General features: G+C 66.8%; 19 protein-coding genes. 14 read left to right on the top strand and 5 right to left on the bottom strand.

Features of this window, described 5'->3' with window-relative positions:
* Positions 1–163: 163 nt before the first annotated feature.
* The gene (locus AKJ09_RS47095) at positions 164–1,198 is read left to right on the top strand and encodes a HEAT repeat domain-containing protein (RefSeq protein ID WP_169928513.1); all 1,035 of its coding nucleotides are present in this window, start codon (positions 164–166) and stop codon (positions 1,196–1,198) included.
* 65 nt (positions 1,199–1,263) lie between these two features.
* The gene (locus AKJ09_RS47090; RefSeq protein ID WP_146654408.1) at positions 1,264–2,004 is read left to right on the top strand and encodes a hypothetical protein; all 741 of its coding nucleotides are present in this window, start codon (positions 1,264–1,266) and stop codon (positions 2,002–2,004) included.
* Between the two features lie 97 nt (positions 2,005–2,101).
* On the opposite strand, the gene AKJ09_RS47085 is transcribed toward AKJ09_RS47090, so the two are convergent.
* The gene (locus AKJ09_RS47085) at positions 2,102–2,788 is read right to left on the bottom strand and encodes an SDR family NAD(P)-dependent oxidoreductase (RefSeq protein WP_169928511.1); all 687 of its coding nucleotides are present in this window, start codon (positions 2,786–2,788) and stop codon (positions 2,102–2,104) included.
* Positions 2,789–2,907: 119 nt separating this feature from the next.
* Here AKJ09_RS47085 and AKJ09_RS47080 point away from each other — a divergent pair, with 119 nt between their 5' ends.
* Together AKJ09_RS47080 and alaS are read left to right on the top strand one after the other, a co-directional pair.
* A complete protein-coding gene (locus AKJ09_RS47080; RefSeq protein WP_146654406.1) occupies positions 2,908–4,041 on the top strand; it encodes a glycosyltransferase family 4 protein in 1,134 nt (377 codons plus the stop codon).
* A gap of 157 nt (positions 4,042–4,198) precedes the next feature.
* Positions 4,199–6,931, top strand: coding sequence for an alanine--tRNA ligase (gene alaS, locus AKJ09_RS47075; protein WP_146654405.1), 2,733 nt, complete (start codon positions 4,199–4,201; stop codon positions 6,929–6,931).
* Positions 6,932–7,009: 78 nt separating this feature from the next.
* On the opposite strand, the gene AKJ09_RS47070 is transcribed toward alaS, so the two are convergent.
* Complete coding sequence (locus AKJ09_RS47070; RefSeq protein WP_146654404.1) at positions 7,010–7,348, bottom strand: hypothetical protein; 339 nt, start codon at positions 7,346–7,348, stop codon at positions 7,010–7,012.
* A 279-nt stretch (positions 7,349–7,627) separates the two neighbouring features.
* On the opposite strand from AKJ09_RS47070, the gene AKJ09_RS47065 reads away from it, so the two are divergent.
* From AKJ09_RS47065 to AKJ09_RS47040, 6 genes are all read left to right on the top strand, one after another.
* Complete coding sequence (locus AKJ09_RS47065; protein ID WP_146654403.1) at positions 7,628–9,343, top strand: FHA domain-containing serine/threonine-protein kinase; 1,716 nt, start codon at positions 7,628–7,630, stop codon at positions 9,341–9,343.
* A gap of 216 nt (positions 9,344–9,559) precedes the next feature.
* Complete coding sequence (locus AKJ09_RS47060; RefSeq protein ID WP_146654402.1) at positions 9,560–10,192, top strand: hypothetical protein; 633 nt, start codon at positions 9,560–9,562, stop codon at positions 10,190–10,192.
* 74 nt (positions 10,193–10,266) lie between these two features.
* Positions 10,267–11,811, top strand: coding sequence for an amidophosphoribosyltransferase (purF, locus tag AKJ09_RS47055; protein ID WP_146654401.1), 1,545 nt, complete (start codon positions 10,267–10,269; stop codon positions 11,809–11,811).
* A gap of 275 nt (positions 11,812–12,086) precedes the next feature.
* A complete protein-coding gene (locus AKJ09_RS47050) occupies positions 12,087–12,434 on the top strand; it encodes a DUF485 domain-containing protein (protein ID WP_146654400.1) in 348 nt (115 codons plus the stop codon).
* Positions 12,431–13,972: a sodium:solute symporter family transporter gene (locus AKJ09_RS47045; protein ID WP_146654399.1), complete on the top strand. Its 1,542-nt coding sequence runs from the start codon at positions 12,431–12,433 to the stop codon at positions 13,970–13,972. Before AKJ09_RS47050 ends, AKJ09_RS47045 begins: the two co-directional genes overlap by 4 nt.
* A gap of 110 nt (positions 13,973–14,082) precedes the next feature.
* A complete protein-coding gene (locus AKJ09_RS47040; RefSeq protein WP_146654398.1) occupies positions 14,083–14,295 on the top strand; it encodes a hypothetical protein in 213 nt (70 codons plus the stop codon).
* A gap of 4 nt (positions 14,296–14,299) precedes the next feature.
* On the opposite strand, the gene AKJ09_RS47035 is transcribed toward AKJ09_RS47040, so the two are convergent.
* On the bottom strand, positions 14,300–15,052 hold the full coding sequence (locus AKJ09_RS47035; protein ID WP_146654397.1) for a hypothetical protein: 753 nt from the start codon (positions 15,050–15,052) through the stop codon (positions 14,300–14,302).
* A gap of 466 nt (positions 15,053–15,518) precedes the next feature.
* Here AKJ09_RS47035 and AKJ09_RS47030 point away from each other — a divergent pair, with 466 nt between their 5' ends.
* Both AKJ09_RS47030 and AKJ09_RS47025 read left to right on the top strand, forming a co-directional pair.
* Complete coding sequence (locus AKJ09_RS47030; RefSeq protein ID WP_146654396.1) at positions 15,519–16,151, top strand: DUF192 domain-containing protein; 633 nt, start codon at positions 15,519–15,521, stop codon at positions 16,149–16,151.
* A 93-nt stretch (positions 16,152–16,244) separates the two neighbouring features.
* Entirely contained in the window at positions 16,245–17,051 is an 807-nt protein-coding gene (locus tag AKJ09_RS47025; RefSeq protein ID WP_146654395.1) for a peptidylprolyl isomerase, read from the top strand.
* Positions 17,052–17,457: 406 nt separating this feature from the next.
* Here the strand turns inward: AKJ09_RS47025 and AKJ09_RS47020 are convergent, their stop codons facing one another.
* Positions 17,458–18,036: a YbhB/YbcL family Raf kinase inhibitor-like protein gene (locus AKJ09_RS47020; RefSeq protein WP_169928509.1), complete on the bottom strand. Its 579-nt coding sequence runs from the start codon at positions 18,034–18,036 to the stop codon at positions 17,458–17,460.
* A 5-nt stretch (positions 18,037–18,041) separates the two neighbouring features.
* Entirely contained in the window at positions 18,042–19,571 is a 1,530-nt protein-coding gene (locus AKJ09_RS53870) for a hypothetical protein (RefSeq protein WP_169928507.1), read from the bottom strand.
* Between the two features lie 251 nt (positions 19,572–19,822).
* Here AKJ09_RS53870 and AKJ09_RS47015 point away from each other — a divergent pair, with 251 nt between their 5' ends.
* Positions 19,823–20,014 (top strand): hypothetical protein, encoded by a 192-nt coding sequence (locus tag AKJ09_RS47015; RefSeq protein ID WP_146654393.1) that lies wholly within the window; start codon positions 19,823–19,825, stop codon positions 20,012–20,014.
* A 190-nt stretch (positions 20,015–20,204) separates the two neighbouring features.
* A complete protein-coding gene (locus tag AKJ09_RS55855) occupies positions 20,205–22,433 on the top strand; it encodes an ATPase, T2SS/T4P/T4SS family (protein ID WP_146654392.1) in 2,229 nt (742 codons plus the stop codon).

Genomic DNA, 22,433 nt, shown 5'->3' with positions numbered 1-22,433 from the left:
TCTCTGACACTTCGAGCCGGACGCCTTCGCGCTTCTCTGACACTTCGCGCTTCTGACACTTCGAGCGGCTCGGACGCCTTCGAGCTTTCTGACGCCCTTTCGACTTCGCTTCGGACTCTGTTCTGACTCGGTGGCTGCCGCGACACGGGGAGAACCAGCAGGCGTGTTTCGTTGTCGTCATTCGCTCTCGCCTCTCGCACGGCTCTGGCGGGCGCCGCTGACACGCGCGCTCGGCGCGACCATCGTCGCAGGCGCTCGTCATTCGCTCTCGCCTCTCGCACGGCTCTGGCGGGCGCCGCTGACACGCGCGCTCGGCGCGACCATCGTCGCAGGCGCTCGTCATTCGCTCTCGCCTCTCGCACGGCTCTGGCGGGCGCCGCTGTCACGCGTGCTCGGCGCGGCCATCGTCGCGTTCGCCCTCACCGCGACGGTGCACTCGGGCGCACAGGACAAGGACCTCACCGAAGCTGCCGACTTCCGCGTGCGCGTGCAGGCGGCCCTCCGCCTGGGCAAGGTGGGCGGGGCGCAGTCGCGTGCGGATCTCGAGCGAGGCTTGAAAGACGCTCACCCTGCGGTGCGCGTGGCGTGTGCCGTCGGGCTCGGAACGATCGGCGACCCGGCAGCCGTTCCTGCGCTCCAGCAGGCGATGAAGGGGGAGTCGTTCGCGAGCGTGAAGACCGCCATGAAGGAGGCGATCGACAAGCTGCGGAGCAACCCGTCGAAGGGTGGCGATGCGCCCATGTCGATCGAGCGCGCGAAGTACGTCGTTCAAGTCGGGAACATGCGGAACAACACTGGCGTGCGTCCTGGCGATCTCGACGGCGTGATGAAAGAAGCCGCGCGCGCGAAGGCCAACTCGATCAGCGGTGCCGTCGTCGTCGATGGCTCCGATACCTCCGTGCTCCAACGAGCATCGGAGCGACGGATTCCGGTCATCCTCGTCGACGGCAACCTCTCGCGACTGACGCAGTCGACGGGGCGTGACGGCGGCGTGATCGTGTCGGCGCGTGTCGACCTGTCGATCCGGAAGATTCCGCAACAAGTGCTCAGAGGAATGGTGAGCGGCAACGCCTCCGCGAGCGAAGACTCGCGCGGCAGCCGCGCTGCGATCGCCGAACTTCAGAACCGTGCCGTCGGCGGCGCGATGGAGAGTGCGATGTCGAGCGTGAGCTCGGAGATCGCGGCACTCTCGAAGTAGTCGTTCGAGCCGAGACCGTAGCAAGCTCGTCACCTGAGCCTGCTACCGATGAGGAGAGCCGAGGCATGATCATCGTTTACGGAACGCGCATGTACGGGAAGGTGAAGGCCTGCGGGGCTTCCTTCTTGGCAACGCAGTTCTTCCACATCTGGTACCTGCCTCTCTTCCCGGTCGGGTCGAAGCTCGTTCTCGAAGAGGCGCAAGACGGCACGTTCCACGGCGTGTCCGCTCCGTTCAGCTTCAAGTCGGTGATGGCGGCCTACCTCCGCGTATGGGGACCGATCGGTATCCTCATCGCGATCCTGTGCGGCCTCGACGTGCTCGGCGCTGCGGACAACGGGCTCGCGCTGCTCCTCGTGATCGGATTCACGGGCATCGTGATCCTGGCGCTGCTCGTCTCCACGATTCTCGCCTATGCCGTGATCGGGAAGCTCTCCGAGGACGAGAAGCGCAAGCGCGCGGCCTACGCGATGCACAGTGGCTACTTCGTCGATCCGGCCGATATGGGCGAAGCGAAGGCCGGCATGCGCGAGATGCTCCTCGGGCGCATCGCCGAACGCGCGCGCGGGCTGGCCTCGATGGGCTATCGCCTCAACGCTGATCCGATGTACGCGTGGCCGCATGTTGCGCTCGACCCCACGCACAACGACGATGCGCTGGTGACCGCGGCGTTCACGCTCGCGCGCCTCGAGGCGACCGTCGACGGCCCGCAAAAGATCCACATGGAGCAGCTGCACGCGCAGCTCTGGAACCGCATCCAGCAGATGAACCCGCCGTATCTGCAGGCTCACGCGCGCCTTACGTGAAAGCGTGAATGCGTGAATGCGCGAAGCCTGAAGTGAGCGACTTCGGCGTAACCTCCGCGGATCATGTCGACGATCCGCGGAGGAATCGCGCGTGGCGTCAGATGGTCGTCGAGACGTCTTTGCGGGCCGTGTACAGGCCCCAGAACTTGTCGGCGATCGCCGCGGGGTCGAGCGTGGCATTGCCGCTGTCGAAGGCGGTGCCCTTCACCGTGCCGGTGACGACGACTTCGCCGACGTAGATGCCTTCGGGCTTCAGCTTCTCGGCGAGCAACGCGAGCATCTTGTGCTTGGCCGAGTTGGCCACCGAGAGGCCCATGCAATTCCACTGGACGCCCATCGTGTCGACGCTCGGGTCGAAGAAGGCGAGGCCGCCGTTCGTGGCGAGGATGGCCGAGTCCTTCTGCTGGCGCAGGTCGGGGAGGGCCTCCTGGATGGCGCCGAGGAGACTGACCACACCGATGTCGAGGACGCCGCGGAAGCTCGACGTGTCGGTCGCCAGAAGATCGCCGCCAGCGGTCGGATACGCGTTCCAGTGAAGCACGGTGATCGGACCGAGCGCGCTTCGCACCTTGCCGATCAGCGCGCGCGCGGCGGCCGGATCCGAGAGGTCGGTCGGAAAGGCAGCGGCCTTGATACCTTTTGCCTCGAGCGCTTTGACGCCCGTCGCGAGCTTGTCCTCACTGCGCCCCACGAGCGCCACGGAGAAGCCGCTCTTGCCGAACTTTTCGGCGACAGCGCTGGAGATTCCGGGACCAAAGCCAGCCACGATGATCGTCTTCGACATGAAGCGCTCCTTGGGAAAGTGAGAGAATCGGATGCCCGCGGCGCCAGTCGGTTGCGCGGATCGCATCGTCCCGGCGTTTGCTTGCGGCTTCGAGCATCCTGCGTGCTAGTCCTCGTTGCGTGCCGGGTCCGCGGGTGTTGTTCGTTTCGAAGCCGATTGCTCCGCCGTGGAACGACGGTTCGAAGAACCTCGTCCGCGACGTCGCCACCCATCTCACGCGTGCCCGCCCGACCGTCATGACGACGAAGGGCGCGCCGGCGCTAGGGTCGCGCGTCGAGATGGAGGCTGTCTACCGTGACGCCGGTCGATTCGCCCCCGCTGCGACGGCGAACGCCAGGGTCGCACTCCGCTTGGTCGTCGGGGACCCGAAGGACATCTGGCATTTCGTCTTCGCCCCCAATCCGCTCTCCTCCGGCGTCGCGGAAATCGCTCGCCGTGCGCGCGCCGCGATCGGTTGGCGAGGCAAGGTCGTGCAGACCATCGCCAGCGCCCCGAGGAACTTTGATGGCATCGGTCGTTGGCTCTTCGGCGACATGGTGGTCGTGCTCTCGGACCACACGCGGGGCCGCCTTCTCGGCGCCGGCGTCTCGGCCGAGCAGATCCGCGTGATTCCACCGTGCGCGCGCGCTCCGCGGAAGCTCGATGCGCTCGAGGCCAAGCGCGTGCGCGACCAGCATGGCCTCGGCGACGGTCCCATCGTGCTCTACCCCGGCGACTACGAAGTGTCGCAAGGGGCGCAGACCGTCGCGTCTTCTGTGCCTGCCATCGTCAAAGCCGTACCCGAGGCCACGGTCGTCTTCGCGTGCCGCAAGAAGACGGAAGCGGCGAACGACGCGCAGAGTCTGGTCGAACGCGAGCTCGATCGACTCGGCGTCGCGAACAAGACCCGCCATCTCGGCGAGGTCTCGGACATGGCCGATCTGCTGGCGATCGCCACTGTCGTGGCGTTCCCGGTCGACGACCTCTACGGCAAGGTCGACCTTCCGCTCGTGCTTCTCGAGGCGATGGCGCTCGGGCTGCCTCTCGTCGTGTGTCGCGGTGGACCGCTCGAAGCGCTCGAGTTTGCCCCCATGGTCGACCCCGGGGACCATCGCGCGCTCGCCAAGAGCGTCGTCGAGCTGCTCGAGAACGAAGACGTCGCGCGGGCCGTCGGGGCCGAAGGAAAGCGTGTGTATGATGCACGCTATACCCCCGAAGCGGTGGCCGCCGCTTACGACGATCTCTACGCGGAGTGCGCCGAGCTCGGCGGCTGACACGGTCGCGCCCGGCGCCCGCCGCCCGGCTCGCGCCGCACGAGCCGCGTTTCGCCGTCCCGCTCGCGTTTTAGGCGTCTTTTTCGTCGTTTTTCGAGCGGCTAGGGCCTCGCTTCGGGATCCGGACGTCGGATCTCCGTGCTAGATGGAACCGGCTATGAGCTCGAGGACTGCGTCCGAAGTTCGTTCGTCTTTTCTCTCGTTTTTCAAGGGCAAGGGCCACGAGGTTTGCCCCTCGGCGTCGCTCATCCCGCAGAACGACCCGACCCTGATGTTCGTGAACGCCGGCATGGCCCCGTTCAAGGACGTCTTCACGGGCAAGGATCGGCGTCCCTACACGAGGGCCACCTCGAGCCAGAAGTGCATCCGCATCTCGGGCAAGCACAACGACCTCGAGAACGTCGGCGTCACCGCGCGCCACCACACGTTCTTCGAGATGCTCGGCAACTTCAGCTTCGGTGACTACTTCAAGGACGACGCGATTCCGTTCGCCTGGGAGCTCATCACGAAGGAATGGGGCATCCCGCAGGACCGCCTGGTCATCACCGTGTTCGGTGGCGCCGAGGGCGTCCCCGCGGACGACGAGGCACGCGCGATCTGGCGCAAGGTCACCGGCTTCGGCGACGACCGCATCATCGGCATCCCCGGCATCCCGGGCGACAACTTCTGGCAGATGGGTGAAACGGGCCCCTGCGGTCCGTGCACCGAGCTCCACTTCTTCACGGGCGACGGCGAGCCCACGATCGACACGTTCGGCCAGGAGCCTACGCCCGACGGCAAGGGCTGGATGGAGATCTGGAACCTGGTCTTCATGCAGTTCAATCGCTCCGAGCAGTCGCCGGGCGTCTACGAGCTCGCGCCTCTGCCGAAGCCGTGCGTCGACACCGGCGCGGGCCTCGAGCGCGTGGCGAGCGTGCTCCAGGGCAAGACCAGCAACTACGACACCGACCTGCTTCGCGCGCTCGTCGAGAAGGCCGCGCAGATCAGCGGCAAGAACTACGGCGCGTCGCAGAGCCCCGACGACGTCTCGATGCGCGTCATCGCCGACCATGCGCGCCTCACCGCGTTCCTCATGGCGGAAGGCATCACGCCCGACCGCGCAGGCCGCGCGTACGTCCTTCGCCGCGTCATGCGCCGCGCGATCCGTCACGGTCATCGCCTCGGCATCCAGAAGCCCTTCCTCCACGAGGTAGCGCTCGAGGTCGTCCGCACGATGGGCGACGCGTATCCCGAGCTCGTCGAGCGCAAGGCGCTCATCACGTCGGCGACGGAGGCCGAAGAAGTCCGCTTCCGCGAGACGCTCGAGCGCGGCCTGAAGATGGTCGACGAAGAGGTCGGTCGCGTGAAGAGCGCGGGCACGCAGCTTCTCTCGGGCGACTTCGTCTTCAAGCTCTACGACACGTTCGGCTTCCCGATGGACCTCACGGAGGTCATCGCGCGCGAGCGTGATCTGCACATCGACGTCGCCGGCTACGAGAAGGCGATGGAGGAGCAGCGCACGCGCAGCGAAGGCTCGAAGCTCGAAGACGAGGCGGTCTCCGACGTCTACCGCAAGGCGCTCGAGGCGCTCCGCGCATCGCAGGGGGGCAGCGAGACGGCAGCGGTTCGCTTCACCGGCTACGACCGTGAAGACGGGGAGGGGAAGGTCCTCTTCCTCGCCAAGGGCACCGAGCGTGCCGATCAGCCCACCGACAAGGTCACCAAGGGCGACAAGGTCCTCGTCGTCGTCGACGTCACGCCATTCTACGGTGAGTCGGGCGGCCAGGTCGGCGACAAGGGCGAGATTCGCACCGGCAGCGGCCTGAAGATCAAGATCGAGGACACGCAGAAGCCGCTCACGGGCCTCTTCGTGCACCTCGGTGAGGTCGTCGAGGGCGAGCTCGAAGTCGGCGCGACCGTGTCGCTCGAAGTCGATCACGCGCTTCGCACGGCCACGCGCCGCAATCACTCGGCCACGCACCTTCTCCACTGGGCGCTTCGCACGGTGGTGGGCGAGAGCGCCACGCAGAAGGGCTCGCTCGTCGGGCCCGATCGCCTGCGCTTCGACTACTCGGCGAGCAAGCCGCTCACGGGCGAAGAGATCCAGCGCATCGAAGATCTCGTGAACGAGAAGATCCTTCTCGACGCGCCGGTCGTCACCGAGGTGCTCGCGCAAACCGAAGCGAAGAAGCGCGGGGCGATGGCCATCTTCGAGGAGAAGTACGGCGACGTCGTGCGCGTGCTCACGATGACGAAGGACTCGGTCGAGCTCTGCGGCGGCACGCACGCTCGCGCGCTCGGCGAGATCGGTCTCTTCAAGATCGTCTCGGACGGAGGCATCGCAGCGGGCGTTCGTCGTATCGAAGCGGCGACCGGCCTCAACGCGCTCGCCTACGTGCGCAAGCTCGAAGACTCGGTGAAGAACGCGTCGAAGCTCGTGAAGGCGGGCCCGAACGAGCTCCCCGAGAAGATCGAGAAGCTCCTCGACGACACGAAGAAGCTCGAGAAGGAGCTCTCGGAGACGAAGCGCAAGCTCGCCATGGGCGGCTCGGGCGGCGGCGGCATCGACGACCTCGCCGGCAAGGCGCACGCGCTACCTTTCGGCAAGGCGCTGGCGGTGAAGGTCGACGTGCCCGACGCGGCGATGCTGCGCGAGCTCGCCGAGAAGCTTCGCGACAAGCTCGGCGACGCGGTCGTTCTCCTCGGCTCGGTCAACGGTCCGAAGGCGCAGCTCGTCTGTACTGTGTCGAAGTCGCTGACCGATCGCTACAAGGCGGGCGAGCTGATTCGCCCGATCGCGCAGATCCTCGGCGGCTCGGGCGGCGGTCGCCCCGACATGGCGCAGGCCGGCGGCACCGAGATCGCCAAGCTGGATGAAGCGCTCGACAAGCTCTACCAGCTCGTCAGCTGAGGCAATCCTCGCGGGCGCCCGTTCAATCCGGGTGCCCGTTCAAGCGCTCCTGGCGCGGCGCGCGCGAAACGGCTCGGTTCAACCGCTCACGAGGCGGAGCCGAGTCGTCGTCGCGAGCGGCTTCGGGCTCACGATGGGTCGGATGTCGCCATGCCCCGTCTTCAGGTAGGACTTGAGGCGGGGAGGGACGTCGATCAGCGCTCGCGTTCGGCGTACGTGTTTACCGAGGGAAAGGCCGATGACCCCGGCTTGTTCCAGGGCGCCGAGCTTCGCGTCGACGAGGATGACGGACTTGTCGCCGACCCGGCAAAGGCCACCTTTTCCCGCGAGCTCGAGCTCGAAGCGCTCCACGCGGACCTCGATGCCCGCAGTGTTGGCCAGTTCGGAGAGCGCGCTTACGACCTCGTCAGGAGTCACGGAAGGCATCGTAGCCTGCCCGTCGGCTGAGGTCCCGTTTCGCACAATGATCGACGCTGGGCCGCGGATTTCGCGGGCTTACGAGAGGGAGGTGAGCGTGAACAGGAACGTGGAATGGACGCGCCCTCGGGGACGTCCAACGTCTCGAAACAAAGGCCCCACGGCATGCCCAGAGTGCCGCGGTTCACGTTTGGAAATCGAAGCTGTCTTTCTAGGGTTGCGTGATTCGGGAGAATCGACGACCCTGAAAAGACGCGGGGGTTGTTCCCCGGCGGGTCAATGACCGAGACGCAGCGCAGCACGCCGCCCCCGATCTCGCACGGGACCGTCATCAACGACCGGTACGAGATTCGTCAAAGCCTCGGTAAGGGAGGCATGGGAGAGGTGTTTCTCGCCTACGACAGGACGACGCAGCAGCCCGTCGCTCTGAAGATCGTTCGCGAGGAAGCCCGCATGCCGGGGGACGACGAAGCGCTTCGCCAGGAGCTCATCCTGGCGCGCTCGGTCTCGAACCCGTACGTCTGCCGCGTCCACGATCTCGCGCCGTCGGGCTACGGCCCGATCCTCGTGATGGAGCACATCACGGGGCAGACGCTCCACACGCACATCCGTCGGAAGAAGGCCCAGGGCGGCTACACCTCCGACGAATTTCGTCGCATCGCGTCGGACATCTGCCAGGGCGTCGCCGCGATCCACGCGGGCGGCTTGGTGCACGGCGATCTCAAGCCGGGCAACGTCATGGTCACCTCGAACCCCGACGGTTCGATCGGCAAGGCCATCGTCCTGGACTTCGGCTTCGCCAAGGAGCGCGCGCGTCTTTCGGCGCGCCGCCCTGGAGCGCCGCCCGACGGCGGAACGCCGAACTACATGGCTCCGGAGCGCATTCGCTCGGGCGGCGCGTCGATCGAAGACGATCTCTACGCCCTCGGCCTGACGCTCTGGGAGATGTGGACCTGCCGCGTCCCTGAGCCGGGCTACAAGCCGCGCGCGAAGCCGATGCGCCAGCAGATCATGTTCGACGTGCCTGCGGGCCTCAGCGTCGACGAGATCAAGCAGATCTTCCGCTGCCTCGCGGACGATCCGCAGCAGCGTCTGCCCGCCCGTCACCTCCGGTTCTTCAACCCGGTGCAGCTGACGACGAATCCCGTCCAGGTCCCGCGCGAGCGCCTCGATCCAGGGCCGCCGCCGGGCCGCAACGCGCAATCGCAGTTCTCTCCGGGCGCGCAGGGCCTTCTTGCGACCTTCGCGACGAACGCGCCCGAGTTCGTGGGCGAGCTCATCTCGCTCGATCGGCCCACGCTTTCGATCGGCCGCCGCGGTGATGTCGACATCGTCGTCCCCGAGGCCACGGTCAGCGGCCACCACGCGAACGCGAAGTGGCAGTCGGGGTCGTGGGCCATCGAAGATCTCGGTTCGACGAACGGCACGTACGTCGAGCACACCTACGAGCGGAAGAAGCTCGTCAACCTCATGCACGGCGGCGAGTTCCAGCTCGGAGAGCTGCGGCTCAAGCTCGTCAGCTTCCAGCGTGAGAGCCCGCACCACAAGCGCGCGCGCCAGTATCTCTCGCGTCGCGACGGTCTCACCGGCTTGCTTCTTCGCGATCACTTCGTGAAGGCGCTCGACGAGGAAGCCGGGTTCAGCGAGTGGATCGAGCAGCCGCTCAGCATCGCCCGTTACGAGATCCGTGGTCCGAACCGCTTGGTCTCGGATCGGCCGACGATCCTCGAGATGCTCGCTTTCCGCCGCGCCGCCACGCGCGTGGTCGAGCTTACCGACATGCTCCTGCTCTCGCTCATCGCCGTCACCGGCGGTCGAACGGGGCCGCTTCGTTTCGCGGTCTGCATGACGGGGCCGGGGCAGCAGGAAGCGCGCAACCTGGTCGAGCAGGTCGTTGGTCAGGTGCAGGGAATGCTGCCTGAAGGCCTCGATCTCGTCGCTTCGATCGCGCGCTACGAGCCGGGCATGAACGTGCGCGCGCTCGTCGATCCGTGACGTTGCTCGCTATCGCTCGCTAGCTCGCTGTCGCTCGCAACACGCGTGTGCCCGAATGACAACGGGGAGTGCTGACTCGTCGATCCGCACGGCGAGTCGCGCTATACCCGTGCCGTCTTGGCTGATCCGTCGCCAAAGCACAGCCGCCCGGGTTCCTCGGGGGAGTATCCGCCTCCCTCGAGCCGTGCGTCGCGTGGCTTGCCCGGGGGGATTCCGGTGATGCCGCCCTCGGAACCGCGGCCGAGTTCGCGCGCGAGCCTGACGGCGCTCGATGCTCACGCCGATCGTCCTGCACGCTTGCAGATGATCGTGGCGCTCATCCTCTTCCTCGTGCTCGTCGCGATCCCGCTCTACCTCTGGCGTCGTCCGCGCGCGGACTCCGTGGGAAGCGGTGGCGTCGAGGCGGTCCCTAGTGCGGCCGCGCTTCCAACCGTGCTCCCCACGAGCTCCGCCGCGCCGCCGTCCGATTCCAAACTCACGCTCGACGCGGTGAAGGTCGTTGCCTGTCACGACCCGGGCGCGAAGAAGACGCCGCCGGAACAGTGCGACCATTTGGTCGAGGTCGAGAAGGCCTTCGCCAAAGCGGTCGAAGAGAGCGCGTCGTGCGTTCCGAAAGACGCGGGCGGCGGAACGATCGTGTTCGCGGCCGACGTCAGCTTCAAGAAGAAGAGCCTCGGTGTGTCGACGCCCAAGGACGGCCGTTCGATCAAGAACGCGGCGGTCGTCGCGGCATGTCAGAGCGCGATCAAGACGAAGCTGCAGACGATGTCGCTCGACAACGTCGCTCATCAGCACGCGCGTTATCGCCTTTCTGTAACGGCGACTTGGCCTGGCGCGATCAAGCCCTAGCGCAAGACAGCGAAATCAATGCTCCCGCTGGGCTGGCATCTGCTCGTCCTCGCGACTAGGTTCCCGGTCGGCCGATGCGACGTCATCTAACGATTCTCGATCCGAGCCCGAGCGCGCGTTCTCAATCCACAGGTCCGGGCTCAGGGCAATCGCCGCTCTCCGCCTACTTCGACGACGACGACGACCGCTTCCACGACGAGTGCGGCGTCTTCGGCGTCTTTGGGCACACGGAGGCTGCCAACATCGCGTACCTCGGCCTGCATGCGCTCCAGCATCGCGGGCAAGAGTCTGCCGGCATCGTCACGAGCGACGGTGAGGGCATGTTCGCGCACCGCTCGATGGGCCTCGTGCAAGACGCGTTCAGCGCCGAGCAGCTCGGAAAGCTGCCCGGGCGTATTGCGATCGGACACGTTCGCTACTCGACGGCAGGTGGCTCCCACATCCGCAACGCTCAGCCGTTCGCGGTCGACTACTCCCGCGGTTCGCTCGCGGTCTGCCACAACGGCACCCTGACCAACGCGGACGAGCTTCGCGCCGAGCTCGAAGCCGAAGGTTCCATCTTCTCCTCGACGTCGGACACGGAGGTGCTCGTTCACCTCGTGGCGCGCAGCAAGGCGGTCGCCATCGAAGACCGCGTGATGGACGCGCTCTCGCGCGTGAAGGGCGCCTACGCGCTGCTCTTCCTCACGGCGGACACCATCGTCGCCGTGCGCGACCCTCGCGGCATCCGCCCGCTCTGCCTCGGCATCCTCCCGTCGCGCAAAGACGCGCACGTGCTGGCCAGCGAGCCCACCTCGTTCGACCTCATCGGCGCGGAGTACGTGCGCGACGTCGAGCCCGGCGAGATGCTCGTCATCGACGCCGCCGGCATGCGCAGCATCAAGCTGCCCGTCGACGAGACGCCGGCGCGTTGCATCTTCGAGTACGTGTACTTTGCACGACCTGACTCGAAGCTGAACGGCCGCAGCGTGTACGAGGTCCGCAAGGAGCTCGGTCGCACGCTCGCGCGCGAAGCGGCGGCCCAGGCCGACGTGGTCATCCCCGTTCCCGACTCCGGCGTGCCCTCGGCGATCGGGTACGCGAACGAGCTCGGGATCCCGTTCGAGATGGGCCTCATCCGCTCCCATTACGTCGGGCGAACGTTCATCGAGCCGCAGCAGTCGATTCGCCACTTCGGTGTTCGCCTCAAGCTGAACCCCGTCGAGCAGATTCTCCGCGGCAAGCGCGTCGTCGTCATCGACGACTCGATCGTCCGCGGCACCACCTCGCGCAAGATCATCAAGATGGTGCGCGACGCCGGCGCGCGCGAGGTGCACCTCCGCATCTCGAGCCCGCCCACGCAGTGGCCCTGCTACTACGGCATCGACACGCCGACGCGCCGCGAGCTCATCGCCTCGAGCCACTCGGTCGAGGAGATCGCTCGCTACGTCACGGCGGACTCGCTCGGCTACATCTCGCTCGAGGGCATGCTGAGCGCGGTCACGCGCATCGGTGACAAGTCCTCCGATCCGGACGAGGGCCACTACTGCCACGCGTGCTTCAGCGGTCGCTACGCGATTCCGTTCTCGCCGGGCCCCGAGGGTGCGGCGCCTGCGAAGCGTCGCCTCACGGGCGTCTGAGAGCACGACAACGAAGGGACGCGGCTCACTCTTCGTCGGAGTGAGCCGTGAACTTCGCCTTGCAGCCCGGTCGCGCGTCTCCTTCCGGCAGACGTTGCCTCGTCTTTCGACGAGCGAACAGGCCGTGTGAGCTGCGTGCACGCGCCGTCAGGCTCGCCGGTCGTCCAAACCGCGTCAATGCGACTCGGCGCTGAGACGCGGTGAGGGCGCGGTGAGGCAAGGTGCTCAGGCGTCGCCGTCGAGTCCTCGGCGCTGGAACGTGTCACGATGAGAAGATGGACGGCGGGGAAGGGGAAGCGAAGGGGGGCGTCGGCTCGCGACGCGTGAGTGAAGACGCTCTCGAACGGCTTGCCGGGCGGAGATGGCGGATCGCGCTCGCGCTGACCGGGGCGATGCTTGCAACGTACTTCGGCTTCGTGCTGCTCGTCGCGTACGACAAGCCCCTCCTCGCGACGCTCCTCGCGCCGGGGCTGAGCCTCGGTATCTTGCTCGGCGCAGTGGTCATCCTCGTCGCCTGGGGGCTGACGGGGATCTACGTGAGCTGGGCGAATCGCCACTATGACGCCGAGCTCGCCCGCTTGCGCAAGTCGACACGCCCTGCCGAGGGTGGGGGAGACCAATGAACACGACGCTCGGTTCCCCGAATCTGACGGCGATCGTCTTCTTCTTCGTGTTCATCGCCGCGACCCTCGCCATCACCGGTTGGGCGGCGAGGCGCACCAAGACGGCGAGCGAGTTCTTCGCGGCGGGCTCGAAGGTCACGGGCGTGCAGAACGGCTTTGCGCTTGCTGGCGATTTCATGAGCGCTGCGAGCTTTCTCGGGATCGCCGGGCTCGTCTCGCAATCGGGCTTCGACGGCCTCATCTACTCCGTCGGATGGCTCGTGGGCTGGCCCATCGTCACCTTCTTGATCGCCGAGCCCCTCCGCAATCTCGGCAAATATACGTTTGCCGACGTGGTCGCGTTCCGCCTGCGCCAGACGCCCGTGCGCGTGTCCGCAGCCATCTCGGGCCTCACGGTCGTGGCGTTCTATCTCATCGCGCAGATGGTCGGCGCGGGCAGCCTCGTGAAGTTGCTCTTCGGTTTGCCCTACGAAGGGGCCGTCGTGGCCGTGGGCGTGGTGATGCTCGCCTATGTGCTCTTCGGCGGAATGATCGCGACGACGTGGGTGCAGATCGTCAAGGCAGTGCTGCTGCTCGGTGGCGCGACGACGCTCGCCGTGATGGTGCTCGCGAAGTTCGGTATGAGCCCGCTCCGCCTCTTCGACGCCGCGAGTGAGCGCTATGGCGTCGCGATGCTCGCGCCTGGAAAGCTCGTGTCGAGCCCGCTCGAAGCCATCTCGTTGGGCCTCGCGCTCATGTTCGGGACGGCGGGCCTGCCGCACATCTTGATGCGCTTCTACACGGTGCCGAACGCGCGTGCCGCGCGGAGCTCCGTCTTTTATGCCACGGGGCTCATCGGATTCTTCTACTTGATCACGTTCATCCTCGGCTTCGGTGCGGCCGTTCTCGTGGGCCGTGATCCGATCAAGGCGATCGACAAGGGCGGGAACATGGCCGCGCCGCTGCTCGCGGAGGTGGTCTCGGGAACGGCGTTCCTCGGCTTCATCTCGGCGGTGGCCTTCGCGACGATCCTTGCCGTGGTGGCAGGGCTCACGCTGTCCGGCGCAGCGTCGCTTTCCCACGATCTCTGGGTGCACGTGGTCAAGGCGGGCAAGGCCGACGAACGCGAGCAGCTCCGCATCGCGCGCTTCGCCACCGTTGCGCTCGCGGTCGTGGCCATCGCGCTCGGCATCGTGTTCAAAGGACAGAACGTGGCCTTCATGGTTGGTCTCGCGTTCGCGATTGCAGCGAGCGCGAACTTTCCTGCGCTGCTTCTCTCCATCACCTGGAAGCGGTTCACGACGGGCGGCGCGGTGGCCAGCATGCTCGTAGGAACGGTGTCGGCCATCGTGCTCATCGCGCTCTCTCCGACCATCCAGATCGACGTCCTCGGACACGCGAGCGCGCCGTTTCCGCTGAAAAATCCGGGGATCGTGACGATCGCCTTGTCCTTCGTCAGTGGCATCGTGGTGTCGCTCGCACGCCCCGAGGCCGTGGCCGAGGAGAAGTTCTTGGCCGTCGCTCGTCAGATTCACCTCGGTCGCGAAACGGATCACTGAGCCGAGAATCGTCGTCGCCGCGCAAGATCGGTCTTCCCAGCCTGCGTCCGGCGCGCTCCCATCGAGGTATGCTCTCAGTGCGCGTTACGGTTGCGGTTGGGCGAAAGGTCATGCCTCTCGATCAGGTTCGCGATCAGCGTGTGGTGTCTGCGTTGCAGGCGGCCGCACGCGACGTGGGCACGCGGCTCGCGAAGGCGAAGTGCCCCACGCACGGCAGGGGACCGACCGACGTGCGTCTGCACTTCGACGCGTCCGGCAACGGCGACCTCAAGTACGAGTCGTGCTGCGAGAAGCTCGGCGAGGCCGTCTCGAAGCTGGTCTGACGCGTCACTCCCAGTAGACGCGTAGCTCGCGCACGAGGCCGGTGTCGCCTCGTTCGAACGAGAGAAGAGCAGGGGAGGACTCGCTACCTTTGCGAGTGAGCGTGACTTCGACGCAGCACGTGCGTCCGTCGTCGGCAGCGCCGCCGGACACGACGTCGATGTGCCCGAGCTCGGCGAGGAACGCTCCGAGAGCGCCGTTCGCTTTCGCGTGCTCCTTGCCATGGCCGTCGACGGCGCGCCCCGCTTCTTCGAAGCTGGTGAGCGCCTGCTCGATCGCGCCGGTGCGAAGACTGTCGACGACGGTGGATACGAGGCGAGGAAGCGGCGTGTCGATGGGCGAACCCATGAGCGGTGAGCGAGGCAAGCGCACCGGTCGTGCCGGGGGCGCATAGTAGATACGGAGCTCGATCTCCCGAAGGCGTCGGCGTTCGGCAACGACGGCGATCGGCACTCGGCAAGCTTCGCCGCCGATCGTCATCGAGAGCATGCCTTCCGCGGCGTCGCGATCGACACCCGTGGTCGATGCCACGTGGCGATACGTTGCCGCGCCTTGCGCGAAGTACGCCGCGGCTCTTCCGATCAACGGGTCGAGGGACACGAGGCTCGATGCTCGACCGTGAAGCGGATCATCGACGGTCGCACGGTTTCCGAGGCGACGAGAGAGGGCCTCGAGCGAACCCGAGACGAGGGCAGGGACGTAGACGTCGGCAAGGCGGCCCTTGAGCGTGCTCGGCGGCTCGCGCGCGTCATCGGTCATGATGGCAAGAATACAGGTTCGTCGACGCTCCGATCGACGCCGGAATCGATCGCATCGCGATCTCGATCCGGCTTCGCGGACGCGAGCGAGCGAATGAGCCAGCTTCGTTGTGCGACCGCGCGATAGACGAACGCGGTGCTCGTCGCCGTTGACGCTCGAGACGACGACGGGCGCATGCCGCGCGCTGCGGGCGCTCCGGAGGGCTGTCGAAGAGGACCTTGCGTACTTGCAAGCCCGAGAAAGCTCGAGCATTTTCGTCGCAGCGACGGTTTCAGCCTTGATCGCAGTTCTTTCAGGTCTGCACGGAATCGCCTGGCTAGGCGATGTGATTTCAGCATGTTACGACTGGCACGAAATTCGCTTAATGGCGAGCGGCACCGCGTTGAGGCTTACCCCCCCCGAGCCCGGACGCGGTGCTTTTCTTTTGTCCGCGCGCTTCCGCGGCGCGTGCGAGAGTCCCCCGCCGATGCGACGTACCTCTCGTCTCTCGGTGCTCGTAGTCCTTGGTTTCGCGGTGGCGGCATGCAGCCGAACGCCCCCGGAGCCCGCGCCGCCGCCTTCGGCCACGCCGATTGGCTCCACCGCGGTGACGAGTCTGAATCCGGGCAGCCCGCGTCCGTCCGCGCCGGCCATCGTCGGGAGCGCGGCGCCGTCCACCGCGACGACTGGCTCGCACGCGGTTGCGAATTGCCCGGTCGACCCCGAGGGCCAGAGCAACCTGCCTACGGCCGTTGTCGCCTTCCCTGACGCGCCGGGCCGTCCACGTGTCGACGTGGAGATCGCCAAGACCGGACACGATATCGAGAAGGGCCTGATGTACCGGCGCGACATGCCCGAAGACCACGGTATGCTCTTCCGCCTCGGCGAACGCCGCGAGCACATCTTCTGGATGCGGAATACATGCATCCCGCTGGACATGCTCTTCGTCGACGACGACGGCACGATCGTGGGAATCGTCGAGAACGCCGAACCAATGACGGAGACGTCGCGGACGGTCGGCAAGCCGTCGACGTATGTGCTCGAGGTCAACGGCGGCTATACGCAGCGCCATGGCGTAAAGGCCGGCCAGAAGCTCGGACTGCCCGCGGCGGCTCGCTGATCGCGCGCTCCGAGCGGCGAGATCCTGTCGGGGGGCGCTCCGGTGCTCTGCGGTGCTCTCGGGCGCTGCGCGCGTGTGCTAAAAAGCTGCGCCATGCCTTCGTTCTCTCGCGTCCGCTCGCTCGCACTCGTCACGCTCGCCACGTTGAGTCTTGGGGCTTCGGCCTGCAAAGGCGCTCCTCCGGAGCTCGAGCCCCCGAGCAAGGAGACGACGACGAACGCGGGGTCGACCGCCACGGCCCAGAAGTCGGCCGCGCCCACGGCGACCGCGCCGACGCCGCCGCCGACGACCGAGGCGGCGAAGAAGCCCGGCTCGGGCGGCGATCCGCTCGACGGCAAGTTCACCCTGGCCGACGCCACGAAAGACCTGAAGGGCTCGGGCCCGATCGTCGCCAAGATCGACACGTCGAAGGGGGCGCTGCAGTGCCGTCTCTACGACGACAAGGCGCCTGTGACGGTCGCGAACTTCATCGGTCTCGCAACGGGCAAGCGTCCGTGGAAAGACCCGAACAGCGGGCAGTGGGTGAACAAGCCCGCGTACGACGGAACGACGTTCCACCGCGTCATCAAGGGCTTCATGATCCAGGGGGGCGATCCGAAGGGCAACGGCAGCGGCGAGCCCGGCTACGTCATCAAGGACGAGCTCTGGGAAGGCGCGAAGCACGATCGTGCGGGCCTGCTCTGCATGGCGAATCGCGGTCCGAACACGAACGGTGCGCAGTTCTTCATCACCGACGCCGCCGCCGCGCACCTCGACAGCGGCTACACCATCTTCGGCGAGTGCGCGCCCGTCGAGGTGGTGCACGACATCGCCAACGTGAAGACCGGCCCGATGGACCGCCCGATCGAGGCAGTCACCATCAAGAGCGTCACCATCTCGCGCGACGACAAGAAGAAGTGACCTGACCCCGCGCGCTTACGAACATCCGACGGACATTGAGTCCCCGGCCGCCATCGCGTCCCGGCCGGGGCCCTGACGTAGGGCCGCGGGCTTACGAAGACCCGACTGACAGTGAGTTCTCGCGCCCGGGACCGCGGATGTGCGTTCGCGGGCTTACGAAGAGCCGACTGACATTGAGCTCTCGGCGCCGCCGGCCGGTTCGGGAAGAGATGCGCGGGCTTACGAAGATCCGACTGACAGTGAGTTCTCGCGGCTGGAGTTCCGACTGACAGTGAGTTCTCGCGGCTGGAGTTCCGACTGACAGTGAGTTCTCGCGCGCTCGCTCGAGACGAAGAACCTCGCTGACTTCGCAGGCTTGCGAAGATCTGACTGACAGTGAGTTCTCGGGGATGGCGGCCGCCGACGGCTAGTGGCCGAAGGTGCCCGTCAGGACGCCTTCGCCGAGGATGTGGCCGTCGATCGCTTCGTCGACACGGGCTCGCGGGGCGCCTTCGGCGATCTTCGGCATCGTGTCGAGCGCGATGACCCGGAATTGGTAGCGATGCATCTCGCCGTGCGGGGGGCAGGGACCTGCGTAGCGCACGGATTGGTAGTCGTTGAGCCCGTAGCGCGCGTCGTCGCCGGCGCCGGCGAGAGTTTCGCCGCCGGGGATCTTGCGTAGCTCAGGCGACAGACCGAACGCCACCATGTGCGTGAAGGTTCCGGACGACGTGTCGGGATCTTCGACGATGACGAGAAGCGACTTCGTGCCGTCCGGCGGTGAGCTGATCACGAGCTCGGGAAACAGATCCTTGCCGTCACACGTGTTGTCGATCGGGATCGCCTTGCCTCCGCCGAACGCAGGGCTCGTCACGGTGATCGACGCGGCCTGTCCCACGCCGGCCGCGAGGCGCGGAGCGAGCGGCGGTTTCGTACACCCACCGAGCGCGACGATGCCCAGCGTGAGCAACAGCAGGCTGTGGCGTGAAGGTGCGCGGCGATCCATGAGGTTCAGTCCGGTTGGTAGACGTGATCGTTGTCGAATGCGTAATACGCGCCATTCCGATCGAACGTCACGGCGCCGAAGAGATTCCATGCGAGCGCCCACGCCGCGCAGAGCCAGAACGCACGACCGAGCTTGCGGGCTCCGATGGCGAGAAGCACGAAGAGCAGCACGGCGTAGTCGTTCGAGAAGCGGTAGCCGAACTGCACCCATCCGCTGTTCTGGTAGAGCAAGTTCGCGATGAACGGGCCGAGTGTGGCGACGAGTGCCGCCGTACCGAGCCACCCGAGCTTGCGCTTGGGATGGAGCAGCCAGAGGTAGAATGGCGTGGTGAACCAGAGCGCCAAGCCGTGCCCGTTCACCTTGAACGGCACGCCGCCGAAGGACGATAGGGCCTTCGGCGAGGGGCGCCACGGAAGGCCCGCGAGCATCGCCGACAGGTTGCGACCCAGGTAATGGTAGCTGAAGAGACCCCACTGCTGGATGCGCGTCTGCCAGCCGATCTTCAGATACTCGTGCCCGAACGCCGCGGGGCTCGGGTCGTGGAACCGCGTGAAGTTGTACCAGGAGGCAAACCCGATCGCGACGAGCACCGGTACGCAGAAGGTGCCCACGATTCGCAGCAGTACGCCGTAGTCGAGGTTGCGCGCGACCAGGCGTGCGCGGTCGACGAGGTCACCTTCCGAGGGCAGTTCGCGTGGCGAGCCGTGCGTCGGACGCATGTAGGCTACACGTATGGCCTCGAACGCGAAGAAGACAGCGACGAGCACTGTGGTCACGCGCGTGAGAAACATGCAGCCCAGCAAGAACCCGGCGAGGGCTGGCCGTTTGGCGTCGAGCGAGCAGAGGACGAAGAGCGCCATCAGCGCGACGCCGACGACATGCGCGGCGAACCATACCGTGCCCTGAACCGCCGTGAAGAAGTAGACCGTGCCGAACGCGAAGAGCAGGGCGAGTCGAATGTTGTCGATCTCACTACGGTCGGAGCGCGCCGTGCGCCGCAGCTTCTCGAGCACGAGGAAGAGAACCGCCGGACCGATGCCCGCGAGCCAGACGATGAACTGAGCGTCGCGGAAGTTGTCGGGATCACCCGCGAGCGCCACGAACGGCAGCATCAACATCGCGGGGAAGGGCGGGAAGCTCACGTACCAACGCCCTTCGAACTGCGCCCAGTCATTGCCGGCCGAGTGCGCCGGAGGGGAGCCCACGAGCGCCTGCCGTCCATGGAGCCACGCGTCGGCGAGGAATGCGAAGTGGTTGTCCTTGGTGTGGACCCACATGCGATCGCCAGCGACGATCGCGAACACGATCGTACAGACGAGCCAGATGCCGACGCCGATCAGCAGTCGTCGGGAGCGACTCTCGGGCGTCATCCAGCGGCGGAAGCCCGTCGGCTCCGGCTCGGTGGACGTCGTCTTGGTGTTGGAGGTCGAATCTCCGCTCGAACCGGCCTCGCCGACCGCGCTCTTCTCAGCGTCGGCCTCCGCAAGCTCCACCTTCGACGGCTCTGCCGCAGTGTCGGAAGCGCCTTCCGTCATCGGCCCGGCACCCTACCATCCCGAAACGGTTGGGAAGAGCCGCGTGAAACGGCGAACCGTGTGGAACCACGAAGCTGCGGAGAAGCGACCTAGGAAGCGAACGTTGCGGTGCGAAAATTGTTACGCGCCTGCTGGCCCGTTGCACAGTCCAAGTGGGCAATTGCGTTCGCGTCTCCGATGTCGTTCATGTCGAAATATCGAGAAATTACGCTTGAGCAAAGATGGCACGTCACTTGAATTGCAGGCGGGCAATGGCACTTCCCTTCGATCCGAATCCCGGCGCCTCCTCTCGTGATCCGCGGGCGCTCGCGATCCTCGCGAAGACGATTTATCGCGAGCTTCGCTCGAGCGGCTACTCGGAGAAGGACGTGGTCGCGCTCGCCGGTGAGCTCCTCGGCATGGTGACCACAGACGTGAAGGCGCGCCGCGAGCAGCGCGACTGATCCGTCGTCACCGTTCTACAGCGCAGCCGCCCGGGGGCGCTGTGGGGATTCTGCCCTGCGGAATTGACAGGGTGCGCAAGAGTCCCTGACAATCCCTTCGAAGTTCAGCTGTGCGTAGCGCTTGCGTGCGCTGTATTCAGCTGTTCGACCGGCGTCTGCACGCTCCAGCCGGCTCAGAGGGATCGAACGCGTGTTCTCCATCATCATTAGCGAAAAAGGCGGGGCGGAGCGGCGCGAGAGCTTCGACAAAAACGAGATCAACGTCGGGCGCGTTCAGGGGAACGACCTGATGCTCCCGAAGGGGAACGTCTCGAAGCACCACGCCCGCCTGCTCTTTCGTGATGGTCGGTTCATTGTCACCGACCTCAAGAGCACCAACGGCACGTACGTCAACGGACGTAAGATCGCGCAAGCGACGATCGTCCGCGAAGGCGACAAGATCTACATTGGCGACTTCGTCCTCCGCCTCGATGCGAACGGGGCAGGGGGAGCGGCGGTGCCGACGGCCTCGAGCGACGAGGAATCGATCCGCACGCTTGGTCGCGAGAACGCCAACGGGAACGTAGCGGCGAGCCCGAATGTACCTCCGGCTCCCGCTCCTGCGCGCGCGCCCGGACCTCCGCCTCCGCCGGCCGTCACGCTGAAGGCGCCCACCCACCCGCCGGGTGCGCCGCTTCCCAAGCCGCAGCCGCAGAACGTTTCGAACGTGCCGACGGGCCAGCTCAACGCGTATCCGCTCGAGCAGGATCCCGACGACAGTGCACCCATCCAGGTGCCGAAGCCGCGTCCCTCGGCGCCTCCGCCTGCGCCGTCGATGGCGGGGCGGCCGATGACGATGCCGCTCAACCAGATGTCGCCGCCGCCGCTCGGGCCGCGTCTCCAGCAGCCGGCCACCGCGCCGCCCATGCTGCCGATCCAGCCGGCGGCTGCGCCTCCGCTCCCGGTCCCCGCGGCTGCGCCTCCGCCCCCGGCGCCCGCGCCTGCCCCGCTTCCGCCGCCTCCGGCTGCTTCGGCGCCGGCCGTGGCGCCGCCTCCGCCTCCGCCCCCGGCGCCCGCGCCGGTTGCGGCGCCTCCGCCGCCCCAGCCCTCCGCGCCCCAGGTAACGGGCTCGGGCCCGGCCGTCGTGTCCGCGCCGGCACGTCGTCCGACCGCGCCTCCGCCGCGCATGCCCGCCAAGGAGCCGCCGGCTCAGGCTGCGCGTCGCCTGGCGATGACCATGTTGCTCGGGCGCATCGCCGACACCGTCGACCTTGCGCCGCTGCGTGGCGCTCCGACCGTCAGCGAGGTGCTTGCTAGCCAGATCGAGCGTGCCGCGCGCGATCAGGCGACGGCGATGCGTAACGAGGGCGAAGCCCCGCAAGACGTCGACCTCGAGCAGGTTGTTCGCGACGCGCACCGTGAGCTCGTGGGGCTCGGCGCCCTCGGGCCGCTCCTCGACGACGACGAGGTGCAGGAGATCCACTGCGTTCGCTTCGACCAGATCTTCACGCTTCGCGGAGACTCCGTCGTGAGCGAAGGATTCTCGTTCAGCAGCGAAGACGCCCTTCATCGCGCCGTCCTGCGCCTCGCCGCACAGGGAGGCGAGGCTCTGGCGGCCGGCCAGACGATCATCGAACGCCGGCTCGCCCGCGCTTCGCTCGTCGCGGTCGTTCCTCCGTCGTCGACGAACCTCGTCGCCACGGTTCGCAAGCGCACGCGCATCGAGACGAGCTTCGACGAGCTCGTTCGCAACGGCTCGCTTTCGAAGCCGATGGCTCAGTTCCTCGAGGCGTGCGTGGCCGCGCGCTCCAACGTCCTCGTCTCGGGCGATGCCGCGCCGCTGCTCCTGACTGCGCTCGCGACCGCCGGTACGCCGGGCGAACGCGTGGCCGTCGTCCAGGACGCCGAAGAGATCGTCGTCGGCAACGCTCACCTCGTGACGCTCTCGCCGGCAGACTCCCTCGCTGATGGCGAAGCGTGCGTCCGGGCGGCTTCACGCCTCCATCCCGATCGTCTGGTCGTCACACGCCTCGCGGGCGGCGTGGCAGCAGCCACCGTCGAAGTGACGGCGGAAGGCGTCGACGGCGTCTATGCGGGTATGCACGCAGCGACGCTCCGTCAGGCACTTTCACGCCTCGTCGCGCAGCTCGTGCTCCATCGCCCGGGCTTGACCCTCGAAGGCATGCGCGACGTCGTCGCCGACGCCTTCGACATCGCGATCGAGGTCAGCACTCTCCCCGACGGCCGCGTCCGCGTGATGCGCATCGCGGAGCTCGGTAGCGAAGCGGCGAAGGGGCTCGTCTCGCGCGATCTCTTCGTCTTCACGCCCGACGCCACCGACGGCACCTTCTCGGCCACCGGTGTCGTCCCGCGCCTCGCCAACGAGCTCGCCGCGCGCGGCACGAAGCTCGATCCCGCCCTCTTCAAGAAGGTCCGGTAG

The organism is Labilithrix luteola, assembly GCF_001263205.1.
Taxonomy (GTDB): Bacteria; Myxococcota_A; Polyangia; order Polyangiales; family Polyangiaceae; genus Labilithrix; species Labilithrix luteola.
Note: the sequence above shows the minus strand (reverse complement) of the source record. Positions and strands in the feature narration are given on the sequence as shown.

Coding starts and splice junctions, on each gene's coding strand:
- AKJ09_RS47035 (WP_146654397.1), bottom strand. CDS start 15,052: ATGACCGATGACGCGCGCGAGCCGCCGAGCACGCTCAAGGGCCGCCTT.
- AKJ09_RS47085 (WP_169928511.1), bottom strand. CDS start 2,788: ATGTCGAAGACGATCATCGTGGCTGGCTTTGGTCCCGGAATCTCCAGC.
- AKJ09_RS53870 (WP_169928507.1), bottom strand. CDS start 19,571: ATGACGGAAGGCGCTTCCGACACTGCGGCAGAGCCGTCGAAGGTGGAG.
- AKJ09_RS47050 (WP_146654400.1), top strand. CDS start 12,087: ATGGACGGCGGGGAAGGGGAAGCGAAGGGGGGCGTCGGCTCGCGACGC.
- AKJ09_RS47065 (WP_146654403.1), top strand. CDS start 7,628: ATGACCGAGACGCAGCGCAGCACGCCGCCCCCGATCTCGCACGGGACC.
- alaS (WP_146654405.1), top strand. CDS start 4,199: ATGAGCTCGAGGACTGCGTCCGAAGTTCGTTCGTCTTTTCTCTCGTTT.
- AKJ09_RS47090 (WP_146654408.1), top strand. CDS start 1,264: ATGATCATCGTTTACGGAACGCGCATGTACGGGAAGGTGAAGGCCTGC.
- AKJ09_RS47045 (WP_146654399.1), top strand. CDS start 12,431: ATGAACACGACGCTCGGTTCCCCGAATCTGACGGCGATCGTCTTCTTC.
- AKJ09_RS47030 (WP_146654396.1), top strand. CDS start 15,519: ATGCGACGTACCTCTCGTCTCTCGGTGCTCGTAGTCCTTGGTTTCGCG.
- AKJ09_RS47020 (WP_169928509.1), bottom strand. CDS start 18,036: ATGGATCGCCGCGCACCTTCACGCCACAGCCTGCTGTTGCTCACGCTG.
- purF (WP_146654401.1), top strand. CDS start 10,267: ATGCGACGTCATCTAACGATTCTCGATCCGAGCCCGAGCGCGCGTTCT.
- AKJ09_RS47040 (WP_146654398.1), top strand. CDS start 14,083: ATGCCTCTCGATCAGGTTCGCGATCAGCGTGTGGTGTCTGCGTTGCAG.
- AKJ09_RS47025 (WP_146654395.1), top strand. CDS start 16,245: ATGCCTTCGTTCTCTCGCGTCCGCTCGCTCGCACTCGTCACGCTCGCC.
- AKJ09_RS47015 (WP_146654393.1), top strand. CDS start 19,823: ATGGCACTTCCCTTCGATCCGAATCCCGGCGCCTCCTCTCGTGATCCG.